Below are 15,966 nucleotides of genomic sequence, written 5' to 3'. Positions count from 1 at the left end.
CTGTCCCGGCCTCTTCGCGACCGTCGTAACCTCCGATTGCTCCTACAGGAATTGTGTGCGGTTAAGCCGGTGTGAGCTCGCCCGCATGATCTGCTCAGGCGTACTGCGCTGCCGCAAACGCTGATGCCCATGCCCACTGGAAGTTGAAGCCTCCCAGATGGCCGCTGACATCCAGCACTTCTCCGATGAAATAAAGCCCGGGCGATTTCAGGGACTCCATGGTCTTGGATGACACTTCGCGGGTGTCGATGCCACCTAACGTCACCTCGGCCGTCCGGTACCCTTCGGTGCCAGCGGGCACGACTTGCCAGCTCGCCAGTTTGGCCGCGATGTCGGCCAGTTCGGCGTGGGTGTATTGCTTCATCGGCTTGGACACAAACCATTGCTCGGCAATCAGGGTGGCCATTTTCTTGGTAAAAATCTCGCCGAGCAGCGTCTTCAATTCGCTGTTCGGGCGTTCGGCCTGTTGTTCGGTCAACCAGCTGTGGGCGTCGTGGTCGGGCATCAGGTTGATTTCGACCGTGTCGCCGGGATGCCAGAAGGAGGAGATCTGCAAAATGGCCGGCCCGCTTAGCCCGCGATGGGTGAACAGGATGTTCTCGCGAAAGCTGACGTCGTTGCAGCTCACCAGGCAATCAACCGACGTGCCGGTCAATTCGGTACACAGCTCTTTCAACTGATCGGTGATGGTGAACGGCACCAGCCCCGCTCGTGTGGGCAGAAGCGTGTGGCCGAACTGCTTGCCCACCTGATAGCCGAATCCGGTGGCGCCCAGCGTCGGGATCGACAGGCCGCCAGTGGCAACCACCAGCGACTCGCATCGGAGCTCACCAAGCGTTGTTTTCAGCAAGTACCCGCTTTCGGCTTTCTCGATGCTCTGCACCGAGGTGTCCATGTGCAGACTCACGCCTGCGGCGTCGCACTCGCCCAGCAGCAGATCGAGGATGTCGCTGGATTTGTTGTCGCAGAACAGCTGCCCGAGTTTCTTCTCGTGGTAAGGCACGCCGTGTTTGCCGACCAGTTCGATGAAATCCCACTGGGTGTAACGGGCCAGCGCCGATTTGCAGAAATGCGGGTTCTGCGAAAGAAAATTGGCGGGCTCGGTGTACATGTTGGTGAAGTTGCAGCGTCCCCCACCCGACATGAGGATCTTCTTGCCCGGCTTGTTGGCGTGATCAATCAGCATGACCTTGCGGCCGCACCGGGCTGCGGTGAAAGCACACATTAAACCTGCGGCGCCGGCGCCAATGATCACAACGTCAGTAACGGGCAAAGCGGTGTCCTCGGGTGTAAATAATCCAGGGGGTGGTGGTAAACCTGCAAAGAGGGCTGCGGACCTTACAAAATCCGGACGCGCAGCGATTTGCCCTTGATCTTGCCGTTGTTCAAACGCTCCAGGGCCTGCTTGGCCATGCTGCGCTCAACAGCGACGTACGCCTGGAAGTCGAAGATCGCGATCTTGCCAACCTGCGTGCCGGGAATGCCTGCTTCGCCGGTCAGGGCGCCGAGAATATCGCCAGGGCGCAGTTTGTCCTTGCGGCCCGAGCCAATGCACAGCGTGGTCATCGGTGGCAGCAACTTGCCGCCTTCCTTGCGTTCCAGTTGGTCGTACTGCTGCCAGTTGAGCGGCGCTTTCTGCAACTCTTCAACCGCGCGGGCACGCTGGCTTTCACCGGGCGCCACGAGGCTGACGGCGATGCCCGTCTCACCCGCACGACCGGTACGGCCGACACGGTGGATATGGATCTCCGAATCGCGCGCCAGCTCAACGTTGATGACCATGTCCAGCGCATCGATGTCCAGACCGCGCGCGGCGACGTCGGTGGCCACCAGCACGGAAGTGCTGCGGTTGGCGAACATCGCCAGCACCTGATCGCGATCGCGCTGTTCCAGATCGCCATGCAGACCGACAGCGGACATACCCTTGGCGGTCAGGTGATCGACCACTTCCTGAACCTGTTGCTTGGTGAAACAGAACGCCACGCAGGACTGCGGACGGAAATGATCCAGCACCTTGACCACTGCTTCGAGGCGTTGCTCAGGGGCGATTTCGTAGAAGATCTGCTCGATCTGGCTGTCGGCGTGCAGTGCTTCGACTTTGACGGTTTGCGGATCGCGCATGAACTTGGAGGCCAACTGCTTGATGCCGACCGGGTAAGTGGCCGAGAACAACAGGGTCTGCCGACGCGTGGGGGTTTGCTCGATGATGTCGGCAATGGCGTCGTAGAAGCCCATGTCGAGCATGCGATCGGCTTCGTCCAGCACCAGCGTGTTCAAGCCGTCCAGTACCAGCGAGCCCTTGCGCAGATGCTGCTGAATGCGTCCTGGCGTGCCAACGATGATGTGCGCGCCGTGCTCAAGCGAGGCGATCTGCGGGCCGAATGACACGCCGCCGCAGAGGGTCAGCACTTTGATGTTGTCTTCGGAGCGCGCCAGGCGACGGATTTCCTTGGCCACCTGATCGGCCAGCTCACGGGTCGGGCAGAGCACCAATGCCTGGCAGCCGAAGTAGCGCGGGTTGACCGGATTGAGCAGGCCGATGCCGAATGCAGCGGTTTTGCCCGAGCCCGTCTTGGCCTGCGCGATCAGGTCCATCCCCTTGATAATCACCGGCAGGCTCTGCGCCTGAATCGGCGTCATCTCGGCATAACCAAGGGACTCCAGGTTAGCCAGCATGGCAGCGGAAAGGGACAGTGAGTTAAAAGCGGTGTTAGTCACGGGACGGGCCTGCAAAACAAAATGTCGCGCAGTGTATCAGGTCGCAGCCCCTGCCTTGGGGCTGCGCGCGATAAATGGTGAGTGCATCACGCCTCGATCTCAGGCTCCGGTTGCGGCTTGCGCGCAGGCGCTTCGGGCGCCATTCGTGGCGACAGCTGCAAGAAAATCGACGCCGCCAGCATGGCCAGCACGCCGACGCACAGGAAGGTCAGCTGGAACGCGCCCAAGACGTCGCTGACTTCGCCCGTCGCCACGTCGTCGCTGAATCCACCCAGCAAGGCGGCCGCGCAGGCGACGCCGAGACTCAGGGAGAGCTGCGCGACCACCGACAGCAGGCTGTTGCCGCTGGCGGCACTGGCATCGTCGAGATCGATCAGCGTCACTGCGTTCATCGCCGAGAACTGCAGCGAGTTGACCCCGCCCAGAAACGCCAGGTGAATCAGCAGAAGCCAGTAGGGCGTTTCGGCAGTCACCAGCGCCATGCTTGCCAGCAAGATACCCAGCAGCAAGGTGTTGCCGGTCAACACGATGCGATAGCCCAGTCGCTCGATGGCTTTGGTTGCCAGCGGCTTGGCGAACATCGCTGCGAGGGCCAGCGGAATCATGCTCATGCCCGCATGCGAAGGCGAGTAACCCAGCGCGACTTGCAGCATCAGCGGCAGCAGAAAGGGCAGGGCGCCGCTGCCCAGTCGGGCAAACAGGTTGCCCATGATTCCCACCGCAAAACTGCGGGTTTTAAACAATTGAGCCGAGAACAGCGGTGCTTCCACGTGACTGGCGCGCAACCAGTACGCGGCGAGACACGCCATACCCCCGAACAGCAGCATCACCACCCGCAAGTGCGGCAGGTTCAGTTCGCCAAGGCCTTCCATTGCAATCGTGATCAGCACCATCGACGCGCCGAACAAGCCAAATCCCACCAGATCAAAACGCGTACGCCCGCCGCCCTGCAGATCAGGGATGAATTTGCGCACGGCGAAGCAACCGAGAATTCCCACCGGAATGTTGATCAGGAAGATCCAGTGCCAGCTCAGGTACTCCACCAGCCAGCCGCCCACTGTCGGACCCATCAACGGGCCCAGCAACGCGGGCATGGTGATGAAACTGAGCGTGCGCACCAGCTCGGTCCGGGGATAAGCGCGCAACACGATGAGCCGCCCGACCGGCATCATCAATGCGCCGCCGAGGCCTTGAATCACCCGAGCGCCGACCAGCATGCCGAGGGAGTTGGACACCGCGCACAGCAACGAGCCGAAGCTGAACAGCAGGATGGCGCTGAAGAAGATGCGCTTGATCCCGAAACGGTCGGAAATCCAGCCTGATGCCGGAATCAGCAGGGCGATGGTCAGCATGTAAGCGATGATTACGGATTGCATGCGCAACGGATTTTCCGCCAGCGAGCCGGCCATGGAAGGCAGCGCAGTGTTGAGAATGGTGCCGTCGAGGCTTTGCATGAAAAAAGCGATGGCAATGACCCATGGCATCCAGCGCAGGGTGCGGGCGTCCAGCTGCGGTGTTGAGGTCGGCATGTGAATCGAGGGTCCTTATGGTTCGGGTGCTTGATCTGTTGTGGCTATCGCGTGCTGCCTGTTGGTCCGCCGGTGCCGCTCCCTGCGGCCGACCGTAGGAGCCGGCTTGCTGGCGAACACGTCATGTCATTCTCCCAGAGGTGACTGACAGACTGCTTTCGCCAGCAAGCCGGCTCCTACGGATCGATGTCTGTGTTACAGGGTCAGCGTCAACGCACTCAGCAATGCGCCGGGCAGCAGGCACGAGGCTGTCTGGCGCTGACTGTAGGTACTTGTGGACAGCAGGAGTTCCCTTTCGCAGGTCAGTTGCTCCAGCGCCGTGCCCAGCAGGCTGAAAATGCTGTCGTCGAAGCGCATGGTGTTGACCGGCGCAATGATTTTGCCGTCTTCAACCCAGAACGTGGCGAAGCGGGTCATCCCGGTAATGCGCCCGGCAGTGCGGTCTGAAAAATTCAGGTACCACAGGTTGCTGATGTACAGGCCTGTGCCCAACGCCTTCAACACGCTGTCCAGTTCAAGCGAGCCGCCGTCCATGCTCAGCGCGCTCGGTGACTCCCCCCAGCCCGCGCCGTTGGCCACCAGGCCGTATTCCGCGGCGCTGCGTGAATTGATCATTCGATCCTGGGCAGCGCCGTTGGCCACCAGAGACAGGTCCACGCGCGGATAACCCTCGCCGGAAAACGCGGGCGACAACGAGCCGCTGACATGCTCCTTAAGGCTTATCAGTGGGCTCAGCGAAGCCTGTCCATCGTAAAGCCGCTGAAGGGGGCTGGTTTTGTCGGCGAGCGACTGCGCCGAGAACCCACCCCAGCACAGCATGCCCATGACTTCTTCCAGGGCAGCGGGCGCCAGATACGCGCGGTACTGACCGGGCGCAAGGACATGCGCCGGCCGCCCCAGAAATGCCAGTTGCTCACGGGCCAGCGCAAAACGCCGTGCGAAGCCGTCGTCGCTCCACGTGTGTCCGGCATAGTTGGCTTTGACCGCTTGGCCGTTCTCGTGAAACAGGCTCCAGTCGAAGTTGAAACTGTTGGCCTGATGCCAGCCCAGCGCGCCGCTGGAGCTGGCAAAGCCGCGATAGATAGGCCCGGCGGCGTAGATGCCGACCAGATCCAGCCCCTCGCCCAATTGAGCGATCTGCTGGACCACATGCGCGCTGTCCGGCAGCGGCATTTCCTGCACGTTGCTGCTCTGCCAGGCCTCATCGTTCAGCTGTAAGTAAGGATCTTCTGGCAGTAACGTCAGCGTCTCGCGCAGCTGTAGCAGGGCTTCGCTAAGTCGCTCCTGGTCTACCTCTGCATCGCCCGACAGCGTGAGGTTCAGGTTGGCATGGCGTCCTTCAGCGATCAGCTTGAAGTTCACGCTGGCCTGCTGGACGTGGCCGGCCTGACGCACTTTGGCGTGGTTGAAGCGGATAAAGTCCGATTCTTCAGCGTCGTAGCCGAGCGTGTACCGTTCTTCGGACGTGACTGCACCTTGCAGCCACGCCGCCAGTGCCTTGAATTGCGCCTGATGGGACATCATGCGTCACCTCCGAAAACGTCAACGCTTGAGAACACGCAAGCGGGCGAGGCATGCCCAACGCGGATCACTTGATTGGGTTCGCCTTTGCCGCAGTTGGGCGTGCCCAGCACTTTGAAGGTACTGGCATCCCCGACCGCGCTGAGGTTGCGCCAGAACTGGGCGGAAATGGCCCGGTAGTTCGGGTTTTTCACCACGCCCTTGAGCTCGCCGTTCTCGATCAATTGCCCCCATTCGCAGCCGAACTGAAATTTGTTGCGCGCGTCGTCGATCGACCATGAGCGGTTGGTGCTCATGAGGATGCCGTTTTCGATACCGCCGATGAGCTGCGCCATCGACTTGTCGCCCGGCTCGATGTTGAGGTTGGCCATGCGGTCAATGGGCGCGCGGTTCCAACTGGATGCGCGGCTGTTTGCGACGCCTTCCATACCGCTGCGGTACTGCGACAGGGCACCTCCGAGCGGCCTCACCAGCACGCCGTCCTTGATCAGGAACTGCTTGCTCGCGGGCGTACCATCGTCGTCGTAGCCATAGCTCGCCAGTTGCTCGGGGATATCGGGATCGAAGGTCACGTTGAGCAGGCTTGAGCCGTATTGCAGGCTGCCAAAATCGCTGGCCTTGACGAAGCTGGTGCCGGCGTAATTGCGCTCATCACCCAGAATGCGGTCCAGTTCCAGCGGATGACCGATGGATTCGTGGATCTGCAGGGTCATCTGGTCAGGCGTCAGCAACAGGTCGCGCGCGCCAGTGGGTGTGTTGGGCGCCATGACCAATTGCAGCGCCTGATCGGCGACATTGACGGCCGCGCCGATGATTCCGCACGAAGCAAGCACCTCCGCACCGCCTTGCTGGCCGAAGTTCTCGCGGCCCAGGCTGCGGGTCTGGCTGTCTTGTCCGTCATAGGCCGTGACGGTCAGACCGGGAAATACAAACCGCTGGGCCTGACGAATTTCGGCGCCGGCATTGTTGAGGTAGATCTGCTCGACGTTTTCCAGCCCCAGCCCGACCTGCCAGTTCACCAGCCGCTCGTCCTTGGGCACCGAAGCCGATTCGGCATTGAGCAACGCGTAGCATTCGCTGAGCGACGGAAAGGCAGTGTGCAGGTTAGGGGAGAGGTAATCGGCGCGCGCGGTGGCCACGGCCTGTTCGCTCAGGTCCAGAAGCGAGTGCGGGGCCAGGCGTCGCGCCTGAACCTCGGCCTGTTCCAGTGCCGTCTGGAGTCCGCGCTGGGAGATGTCATTAGTGGCCGCGTAGGCTTCAACGCCATTGATGCGCACCGTGAGCATCGCGCCTTCGTCGATACTCAGTTGCGGCGGTTCGGCGACATTCTTGCGCACCGACAAATGCTGGCTGGTTTGTTTGACGTAACGCAGTGAGAAAAACGGTGCGCTGCTCTGCAGGGCAGAGAACCGCTGCTTGAGCTGAGCGGAGAAGTCGAACATGCAGGAAGGCTCCTTGATGACTCGGGCAGGCAATGGCCTGAATCATAGCGCGGATGTCCGCTGCGGCGGGGGAGGAAGAGCAACGCGGACAAACCGCGCAACCATTGTGAAACCGCGTGCGAATTGTGGGATCGGCTATAGCCGGGAAAGCGGCAGGTGCCACACCGCAGAATCGAGGGTGTACCCAATGGCCTCTTCCCGGCTGAAGCCGGTCCCACTGAACCACCGCGCGCGGATTGTGGGACCGGCTATAGCCGGGAAAGCGGCAGGTGCCACACCGCAGAATCGAGGGTGTATCCAATGGCCTCTTCTCGGCTGAAGCCGGTCCCACTGAACCACCGGGCGCGGATTGTGGGACCGGCTTTAGCCGGGAATGCGCTAGGTGCCACGCCGGAGAATCGAGGGTGTACCCGCTGGCCTCTTCCCGGCTGAAGCCGGTCCTACTGACACACCGCGCGATCATTGTGGGACCGGCTTTAGCCGGGAAAGCGGCAGGTGCCACACCGCAGAATCGAGGGTGTACCCAATGGCCTCTTCCCTGCTGAAGCCGGTCCCACGGAAACACCGCGTCCGCACTGTGGGACCGGCTTTAGCCGGGAATGCGCAAAGGCGCCACACCGCAGAATCGAGGGTGTACCCAATGGCCTCTTCCCGGCTGAAGCCGGTCCCACTAAAACACCGCGTGCGAATTGTGGGACCGGCTATAGCCGGGAAAGCGGCAGGTGCCACACCGCAGAATCGAGGGTGTATCCAATGGCCTCTTCTCGGCTGAAGCCGGTCCCACTGAAACACCGCGCGCGGATTGTGGGACCGGCTTTAGCCGGGAATGCGCAAGGGGCGGCACTGCCGATCGGGGCCGTACCCAAGGGCTTGGTCCCGCCGGCATTGTAGGAGCGCGCTTGCCCGCGAACGCGATCTGTCTGGGCCATTTCAGGTGACTGACACACCGCAATCGCGGGCAAGCGCGCTCCTACAAGTTTTGCGCTGCCTGCCGTGCAATACAAATGAGTTGCGCGGGTTACCACGCCCGGCCTGGAAGACCCAGGCGGGTTACTGCGCCAACGGACCCACTTCACGCATCGGCTTGCCGCGCACCGGGGCATCGCCCGCTACATAGTAATCGGCGTTGCTGCGGGGCAGCGGATTGCGGCCGCGGATTTTGTCGGCGATCTTTTCAGCCATCATGATCGTCGGCGCATTAAGGTTGCCCGTGGTGATCAGCGGCATGATCGACGCATCCACCACACGCAGCCCTTCCATGCCATGGACGCGGCCCTGGCCATCCACTACCGCCATCTCGTCGGTGCCCATTTTGCAGGAGCAGGACGGGTGATAGGCGGTCTCGGCGTGCTCACGGATAAACGTGTCCAACTGCTCGTCGGACTGCACATCGATGCCCGGGCTGATTTCGCGGCCGCGGTATTGGTCAAGTGCAGGCTGCTGCATGATTTCGCGGGTCAGGCGAATGCCATCGCGGAACTCCTGCCAGTCCTGCTCCGACGCCATGTAGTTGAAGAGGATGCTCGGATACTCGCGCGGGTTCTTCGATTTCAGCTGCACGCGACCACGGCTAGGCGAACGCATGGAACCCACGTGCGCCTGGAAGCCATGTTCCTGAACGCCCTTGCTGCCGTTGTAGTTAATCGCCACTGGCAGGAAGTGATACTGAATGTTCGGCCACTCGAATTCCTTGCGCGAACGAATGAAGCCGCCCGCCTCGAACTGGTTGCTGGCGCCGATCCCTTTGCCGAGGAACATCCACTCTGCACCGATGGCCGGCTGGTTCCACCACAGCAACGACGGATACAGCGATACCGGCTCTTTGCAGGCGTACTGCAAATACATTTCCAGGTGGTCCTGCAGGTTTTCGCCCACGCCGGGCAAATCATGCACAACCGGAATGTCGAGCTTCTTCAGCAGCGGCGCAGGGCCGACGCCGGAACGTTGCAGAATCTGCGGCGATGCGATTGCGCCACCACACAGCAAGACTTCCTTACGAGCGCGGGCTTCGATGCGCGTGTCGCTGTCGCCGACCATGTAGGCCACGCCAACAGCACGCTTGTTATCGAACAGGATCCGGTCGGTCAGCGCATGGGTGACGATGGTCAGGGTGGTGCGCTTCTTCGCTTCGTCCAGGTAGCCACGTGCCGTGCTGGCACGACGGCCGAACGGGGTGACGGTGCGGTCCATCGGGCCGAAACCTTCCTGCTGATAACCGTTGAGGTCGTCAGTGCGCGGATAACCGGCTTGCACACCTGCTTCAACCATTGCAGCGAACAGCGGGTTATTGCCTGCTTTCGGCGTAGTCACGCTGACCGGGCCTTCGGCACCGTGGTAGTCGTTGGGGCCGATGTCGCGGGTTTCGGCCTTGCGGAAGTACGGCAGGCAGTCGAGATAGGACCAGTCTTCCAGCCCTGGATTTTTAGCCCAGCCGTCATAATCCATGGCGTTGCCGCGGATGTAGCACATGCCGTTGATCAGCGACGAGCCACCCAGGCCCTTGCCGCGACCGCACTCCATGCGGCGATTGTTCATGTGCGGTTCCGGCTCGGTTTCGTATGCCCAGTTGTAGCGGCGACCTTGCAGCGGGAAGGCAAGCGCGGCGGGCATTTGCGTGCGGAAGTCGGCGCGGTAATCCGGTCCGCCGGCTTCGAGCAGCAGGACGGTGACGCCCGCGTCTTCGGTGAGGCGGGCTGCCAGGGTGTTACCGGCCGAGCCGGCGCCGATGATGATGTAGTCGAATTCTTGGGACATTGAAATGCTCCCTCTTTGGGATGTGTCAGATATGGAGCGGATGTATATGGATCACGGCCTGTAGGAGCCGGCTTGCTGGCGAACGCGATGCGTCAGGTCCTGCAAAGGGGAATGACCTGACGCGTTCGCGGGCAAGCGCGCTCCTACAAGGGCTAGCGCAGGATCAGAACACCGACGCGTAATCGCCCAGCTCGACCTGAACCGACTTGATGCGTGTGTACTGAGCCAGTGAGCTGATGCCGTTTTCGCGGCCCACGCCGGACTGCTTGTAGCCACCCACCGGCATTTTCGCGTCGGATTCGCCCCACGCGTTGATCCAGCAGATACCGGCTTCGAGCTGGTGAATCACTCGGTGCGCGCGGTTCAGGTCTTTGGTCACGATGCCGGCGGCCAGGCCCATCTCGGTGTCGTTGGCACGGCGAACCACTTCTTCCTCGGTGTCGTAGCCGAGAATGCTCATGACCGGGCCGAAGATTTCTTCTTTGACGATGGTCATGTCATCGGTGCAATCGGTGAACACCGTCGGCGCAACGAAAGCGCCTTTGGCCAGCTCGCCCTCGGTCAGGCGGTCACCGCCGATCAGCAGGCGTGCGCCTTCTTCCTTGCCCTTGTTGATGTAGCCAAGGACGCTCTCCATGTGCGCGAAGCTCACCAGCGGACCGAAGTTGGTGGCATCGTCCTGCGGGTTGCCGACGCGGATGCGTTTGACGCGTTCAAGGATTTTCGCCTCGAATGCAGTCTTCAACGCATTCGGCACGAACACGCGAGTGCCGTTGGTGCAGACCTGACCCGAACTGTAGAAGTTGGCCATCATCGCGATGTCGGCAGCGCGATCCAGGTCGGCGTCGTCAAAGATGATCAGCGGCGACTTGCCGCCCAGCTCCATGGTCACTTCCTTGAGCGACGAACTCGACGCACTGGCCATGACTTTCTTGCCGGTCGCTACTCCACCGGTGAAGGAAATCTTCTCGATGCGCGGGTGCTCGGTCAGCCAGCTGCCAACCTCGCTGCCTGCGCCGGTCAGCACGTTGAACACGCCGTCCGGTACACCGGCTTCGGTGTAGATTTCGGCCAGTTTGAGCGTGGTCAACGACGTTACTTCGCTTGGCTTGAAGATCATCGCGTTACCGGCTGCCAGCGCAGGGGCGGACTTCCACAGGGCGATCTGGATGGGGTAATTCCACGCGCCGATGCCGACCGTGACGCCCAAAGGCTCGCGGCGGGTGTAGACGAAGGAGGTGTCGCGCAGCGGAATCTGCTCGCCCTCGATGGCAGGCACCAGACCGGCGTAGTACTCCAGTACGTCGGCGCCCGTGACGATATCGACGTATTTGGTTTCGGAGAGCGCTTTGCCGGTGTCCAGGGTTTCCAGTTCGGCCAGCTCATCGTTGCGCTCGCGCAGGATGTCGACGGCGCGACGCAGAATCCGGGAACGCTCCATGGCGGTCATGGCGGCCCAGATTTTCTGGCCCTTTTCGGCGCTGACAACAGCGCGTTCAACGTCTTCCCGGGTGGCGCGCTGAACCTCGGCCAGGACTTCGCCATTGGCCGGGTTAATGGCTTCGAAGGTCGCGTTGCTGCTGGCGTCGACGTAGCCGCCGTCAATGTATAGTTTTTGCAATTCGAAACGGGCCATAGAGTCCTCGCGATAGTCTGTGATGGGTAACGATCAAGTGCGCTGTGCGCGGCCTGGATCGTGGTGCCGGCTGCTTCAGCTCGGCGCTTTTGCCAATTGCAGGTCCATGTATTCGTAGGCGATCCGCTGCGCCTGTTCGGTATCGAAGGCGTCCCCGGAGAGCGCGCCACGCAGCCATAAGCCGTCGATCAATGCCGCAAGTCCTCTGGCGGCGCTGCGCGCGTCCTCCAGTGGGAGTGCGCGGCGGAACTGACAGCAGAGGTTGGAATACAGGCGGTGATCGTTGATCCGCTGCAGCCTGTGCAGCGAGGGCGAATGCATGCTGGTTGCCCAGAAGGCGAGCCAGGTTTTCATGGCCGGGCCATTGACCTGACTGGAATCGAAGTTGCCTTCGATGATCACTTTCAGGTGAGCCCGTGGACTGTCGTCGTTCAACGCCCGTCGCCGTTCGGCAACGCTGGCGATCAGCGCATTCATCAGGTGGCGCATCGTCGCTGCGATCAGGCCGTTCTTGTCCTGAAAATAGTGACTGATGATGCCGTTGGAGACTCCTGCCAGTTTGGCGATCAGCGCAATGCTTGCATCGCCCATCCCGACCTGATCGACCGCCGTAAGGGTGGCCTGGATCAGCTGTTGACGCCGAATGGGTTGCATACCGACCTTGGGCATTTGCGAAGCCTCCTGGACTTGCCGGGTAAGTGTGAAGGGCTGGAAACGGCGTCCACTGTAAAGCTTTTTAATTGAACGTTCAATCAACAAAAAAGAACGGGCGTGCGAAATTCGACCTGGAGTGCCTCCTAATCACGTGTCAAAGCGATTACTTGTGGGAGTGAGCTTGCTCGCGATTGCATTGGGTAAGGCAACGTTGTTTTGAACCTGCTGACGCCTTCGCGGGCAACCGCGCTCCTACAGATTTTGCCGTTCCGGCAATCTCTGATCGACGCGAATCTGAGCCATCGCGAGCAAGCTCACTCCTACAGTAGGTTGTGCCTTCGCGCGATGAGCATTCGCCACGAATCTGTAGGAGCCGGCTTGCTGGCGAACCCGCTGTGCAGGCGCCACCTCAGCCGTGATTCTTGCCCAGCAGTGCGTGGTACAGCTCGCTGTCGCCGAGGATCCCGACCAGTTGGTTGTTCTCCTGCAGTACCAGCTTGTTGCCGGTGTGATAGCGGATCTGCAGGGCGTCGCGCATGCCGATGTCGGAATGAACCACGGTTGGTCTGCGGCCCAGCGTATCGACCGACTGCCCGGGCTCCCAACTTTGCAGGTCCAGGGTCGCGCCATGCTGGTGAGCGCCGGTGATGGCGTTGCCATCGGCCAGATCAATCCAGGTATCGTCGGTTGGGTCCAGACACACTTGGGAGCCGTTGATACGCGTGCACTGGGTGATCGGGCGCATTAGGCTGCGGCCGCACAGCACGTTGAGCGGGTTGGTGTGAGCAACAAACGTGCGCACGTATTCATCGGCAGGGTTCAACACAATCTCTTCCGGTACGCTGTACTGGATGATCCGGCCGTCCTTCATGATCGCAATCCGGGTGCCGAGCTTGAGCGCTTCGTCCAGGTCGTGACTCACAAACACGATGGTCTTGTTGAGCTTCTTCTGCAGCGCCAGCAACTCGTCTTGCAGGCCTTGGCGGATCAGCGGATCGAGGGCGGAGAAAGGCTCATCCATCAGCAGAATGTCGGCGTCCATCGCCAGCGCGCGGGCCAGGCCCACACGCTGCTGCATGCCACCCGAGAGCTCGTCGGGCTTCTTGTTGCGCCATTGCGTCAAGCCCACCAGTTCAAGCTTCTCGTCCACCAGCTGACGCCGCTCTTTCTCGGGCCGACCCTGCATTTCCAGGCCAAAACTGATGTTCTCGCGCACTGTGAGCCAAGGCATCAGGGCAAACTTCTGGAACACCATCGCGATGCGTTTGGTGCGCATCATCTTCAGCTCGGCAGGGGTGCAGGCGGCAATGTTGATCTGCTTGCCTTCGTGCTCCACGAACAACGAACCACGACTGACCGTGTTCAGCCCGTTGATGCAACGCAGCAGGCTCGATTTGCCCGAGCCCGACAGGCCCATCAGCACGCAGATTTCGCCTTTGTTGATCTCCAGCGAGGCTTTTTCGACGCCGACGATCTGGCCGGTTTTCTTGAGGATTTCTGGCCGCGTGAGGCCTTGGTCCAGCAGCTTGAGCGCCTCACGCGGGTCTTTGGAAAAGACGACGTCAACCTGATCGAATTTGATGATGCTCATGCGTCAGCCCTCACTTTAGCGTCCGGTTGTTTGCAGATCCGGTCGAGCATGATCGCCAGTAATACGATCGCCAGGCCCGCTTCGAAGCCCAGTGCGATATCAGCGGTGTTCAGTGCGTTGACCACGGGTTTGCCCAAGCCGTCCGCGCCTACCAGCGCGGCAATGACCACCATCGACAGCGACAGCATGATGCACTGAGTGATGCCGGCCGCGATGCTCGGCATGGCATGGGGTAATTCGATGCGCGACAAGAGCTGGCGGCGCGAACAGCCGAAGGCCTTGCCGGCGTCGAGAAGTTCTTGGGGAACGTCGCAGATGCCCAGATACGTCAGGCGTATGGGTGCAGCAATCGCGAACACCACTGTCGAGATCAGGCCTGGTACCACACCGAGGCCGAACAGGGTGAGCGTCGGGATCAGGTAAACGAACGTAGGAACGGTCTGCATCAGGTCGAGTACGGGGCGCATGCAGGTGTAGAACATCGGCTTGTGCGCGGCAATGATGCCAAGCGGCACGCCGATCACCACGCAGACCGCCGTGGCGAATAAAACCTGCGCCAGGGTCTCCATGGTCTCTTGCCAGTAGCCCAGATTGAGTATGAGCAAAAAGGAAATCACGACAAATGCGGTCAGGCCCCACTTGCGTTGAATGAAGTGCGCAAGCAAGGCAACCAGGCCGATCAGCACGAAGGGGTTGAACCAGGTCAGGCCGCCGGTGAGCCCGTGGATCATGGTTTCCAGTGACGAAGCGATGGCGTCGAAGGTGCTGGCGCCGTGCTGCGTCAGCCATTCGACAAAGCCGGCGATGTACTGGCCCAAGGGGATTTTATGATCAGTCAGCATGATAGTGGTTGTCCGCGTGCGGGATGAAAAAAGGACAACAGGCGGGCGTTACCCGCCTGCCTGTCGAGTTACTTCGTCAGCTCGGCTTTTGCGGCTTCCAGGCCAGGTTTGCCGTCCACGGTGGTGACACCTGCCAGCCATGTATCGAGTACTTGAGGGTTCTTTTTCAGCCACGCCTTGGCGGCGACTTCAGGCTTCATTTTGTCGTCGAGGATGTTGCCCATCAGCGAGCTTTCCATCGGCAAGGTGAACGACAGGTTCTTCAGCAGTTGGCCGACGTTGGCGCACTCGGTGGTATAGCCCTTGCGCACATTGGTGTAGACAGTGGCTTTGCCGAAGTCGGGGCCGAAGTAGTCATCGCCGCCAGTCAGGTACTTGATTTTGAAGCGGGTGTTCATGGGGTGCGGTTCCCAGCCCAGGAACACCACGTCGGTATTGCGCCGGGACGCCCGGTCAACCTGGGACAACATGCCCGCTTCGCTCGATTCCACGACTTTGAAGCCTGCGTCTTTTAGGCCAAAGGCGTTTTTGTCGATCATGCTCTGGATCAGGCGGTTGCCATCGTTGCCCGGTTCGATGCCGTAGATTTTGCCGTCGAGTTCTTTCTTGAATTTGACGATGTCGGCGAAGTCGTGAAGGCCTTTGTCGTACAGGGCCTGGGGAACGGCGAGGGTGTATTTGGCGTTTTCGAGGTTGGCGCGCACGGTCTCGACGGTGCCGGCTTCGCGATAAGCCTTGATGTCGTTTTCCATGGTCGGCATCCAGTTGCCGAGGAAAACGTCCATGTTTTTGCCATCGGCCAGCGACTTGTAGGTCACGGGCACCGAAATCATGGTGGTTTTGGTTTTGTAGCCCAGCGACTGCAACACGACGCTGGTGACGGCGGTGGTCGCCGTGATGTCGGTCCAGCCCACATCGGAAAAATTGACCATTTGGCAGGCGGCGGGCTCAGCGGCCTGGGCCAGGATCGGAAGACTCAGCGCAACGCCCAGCAACAGCCTGTGTGAATTTTTCATGTCGGACTCCTTTGGTGTTTTTTTCTCGGCATCAACCGCAGCTGATGCGTTTTCTGGTGTCGGCGAGTCAAGTTGAAAAACAGCTCCATCACTGCGTCTGGCGATTGAGTCGACAACGATCATGTAACAGGGAAAAACAAACGCCTACAGGGGGCGTCGTATCCAGTACACAGGGAGTCGTATCCAGCATCAGTGACGTCGCTTACAGGTTTTTCCTCTGCTCGCCGAATGATTCCCGCGACAAAAGCAGAGTGACGATACGG

The 15,966-nt window shown here is 60.7% G+C and carries 11 protein-coding genes; all 11 read right to left on the bottom strand.

Annotation, left to right across the window (positions count from 1 at the left end):
• Positions 1-94: 94 nt before the first annotated feature.
• Complete coding sequence (locus LT42_RS18120; protein ID WP_037015942.1) at positions 95-1,273, bottom strand: BaiN/RdsA family NAD(P)/FAD-dependent oxidoreductase; 1,179 nt, start codon at positions 1,271-1,273, stop codon at positions 95-97.
• A gap of 65 nt (positions 1,274-1,338) precedes the next feature.
• Positions 1,339-2,718, bottom strand: a complete 1,380-nt coding sequence (gene dbpA / locus LT42_RS18115; protein WP_037015940.1) for an ATP-dependent RNA helicase DbpA — start codon at positions 2,716-2,718, stop codon at positions 1,339-1,341.
• A gap of 86 nt (positions 2,719-2,804) precedes the next feature.
• Positions 2,805-4,247, bottom strand: coding sequence for a multidrug transporter subunit MdtD (gene mdtD / locus LT42_RS18110; protein WP_052075326.1), 1,443 nt, complete (start codon positions 4,245-4,247; stop codon positions 2,805-2,807).
• 195 nt (positions 4,248-4,442) lie between these two features.
• Positions 4,443-5,768 carry a TldD/PmbA family protein gene (locus LT42_RS18105; protein ID WP_037017513.1) on the bottom strand — a complete coding sequence of 442 codons (1,326 nt, stop codon included), beginning with the start codon at positions 5,766-5,768 and terminating at the stop codon, positions 4,443-4,445.
• Positions 5,768-7,210 carry a TldD/PmbA family protein gene (locus LT42_RS18100; RefSeq protein ID WP_037015937.1) on the bottom strand — a complete coding sequence of 481 codons (1,443 nt, stop codon included), beginning with the start codon at positions 7,208-7,210 and terminating at the stop codon, positions 5,768-5,770. Before LT42_RS18100 ends, LT42_RS18105 begins: the two co-directional genes overlap by 1 nt.
• Positions 7,211-8,260: 1,050 nt before the next feature.
• The gene (gene betA / locus LT42_RS18095; RefSeq protein ID WP_037015933.1) at positions 8,261-9,964 is read right to left on the bottom strand and encodes a choline dehydrogenase; all 1,704 of its coding nucleotides are present in this window, start codon (positions 9,962-9,964) and stop codon (positions 8,261-8,263) included.
• Between the two features lie 163 nt (positions 9,965-10,127).
• Complete coding sequence (betB, locus tag LT42_RS18090) at positions 10,128-11,600, bottom strand: betaine-aldehyde dehydrogenase (protein WP_037015931.1); 1,473 nt, start codon at positions 11,598-11,600, stop codon at positions 10,128-10,130.
• 75 nt (positions 11,601-11,675) lie between these two features.
• Entirely contained in the window at positions 11,676-12,269 is a 594-nt protein-coding gene (gene betI / locus LT42_RS18085; RefSeq protein ID WP_037015929.1) for a transcriptional regulator BetI, read from the bottom strand.
• A gap of 394 nt (positions 12,270-12,663) precedes the next feature.
• Positions 12,664-13,845, bottom strand: a complete 1,182-nt coding sequence (gene choV, locus LT42_RS18080; protein WP_037015927.1) for a choline ABC transporter ATP-binding protein — start codon at positions 13,843-13,845, stop codon at positions 12,664-12,666.
• Positions 13,842-14,690, bottom strand: a complete 849-nt coding sequence (gene choW, locus LT42_RS18075) for a choline ABC transporter permease subunit (protein WP_191943081.1) — start codon at positions 14,688-14,690, stop codon at positions 13,842-13,844. Before choW ends, choV begins: the two co-directional genes overlap by 4 nt.
• 65 nt (positions 14,691-14,755) lie before the next feature.
• Positions 14,756-15,703 carry a choline ABC transporter substrate-binding protein gene (locus LT42_RS18070; RefSeq protein WP_037015922.1) on the bottom strand — a complete coding sequence of 316 codons (948 nt, stop codon included), beginning with the start codon at positions 15,701-15,703 and terminating at the stop codon, positions 14,756-14,758.
• Positions 15,704-15,966: the final 263 nt, after the last annotated feature.

The organism is Pseudomonas lutea, from assembly GCF_000759445.1.
In the GTDB taxonomy this organism is placed as follows: domain Bacteria; phylum Pseudomonadota; class Gammaproteobacteria; order Pseudomonadales; family Pseudomonadaceae; genus Aquipseudomonas; species Aquipseudomonas lutea.
The sequence above is the reverse complement of the archived record's forward strand: the minus strand, read 5'-3'. Positions and strand labels throughout refer to the sequence as shown.

Bases quoted from the DNA above. Each gene is read 5' to 3' on its own strand.
- LT42_RS18105 (WP_037017513.1), bottom strand. From the start codon at position 5,768: ATGTCCCATCAGGCGCAATTCAAGGCACTGGCGGCGTGGCTGCAAGGT.
- LT42_RS18100 (WP_037015937.1), bottom strand. From the start codon at position 7,210: ATGTTCGACTTCTCCGCTCAGCTCAAGCAGCGGTTCTCTGCCCTGCAG.
- betA (WP_037015933.1), bottom strand. From the start codon at position 9,964: ATGTCCCAAGAATTCGACTACATCATCATCGGCGCCGGCTCGGCCGGT.
- betI (WP_037015929.1), bottom strand. From the start codon at position 12,269: ATGCCCAAGGTCGGTATGCAACCCATTCGGCGTCAACAGCTGATCCAG.
- betB (WP_037015931.1), bottom strand. From the start codon at position 11,600: ATGGCCCGTTTCGAATTGCAAAAACTATACATTGACGGCGGCTACGTC.
- choV (WP_037015927.1), bottom strand. From the start codon at position 13,845: ATGAGCATCATCAAATTCGATCAGGTTGACGTCGTCTTTTCCAAAGAC.
- LT42_RS18070 (WP_037015922.1), bottom strand. From the start codon at position 15,703: ATGAAAAATTCACACAGGCTGTTGCTGGGCGTTGCGCTGAGTCTTCCG.
- mdtD (WP_052075326.1), bottom strand. From the start codon at position 4,247: ATGCCGACCTCAACACCGCAGCTGGACGCCCGCACCCTGCGCTGGATG.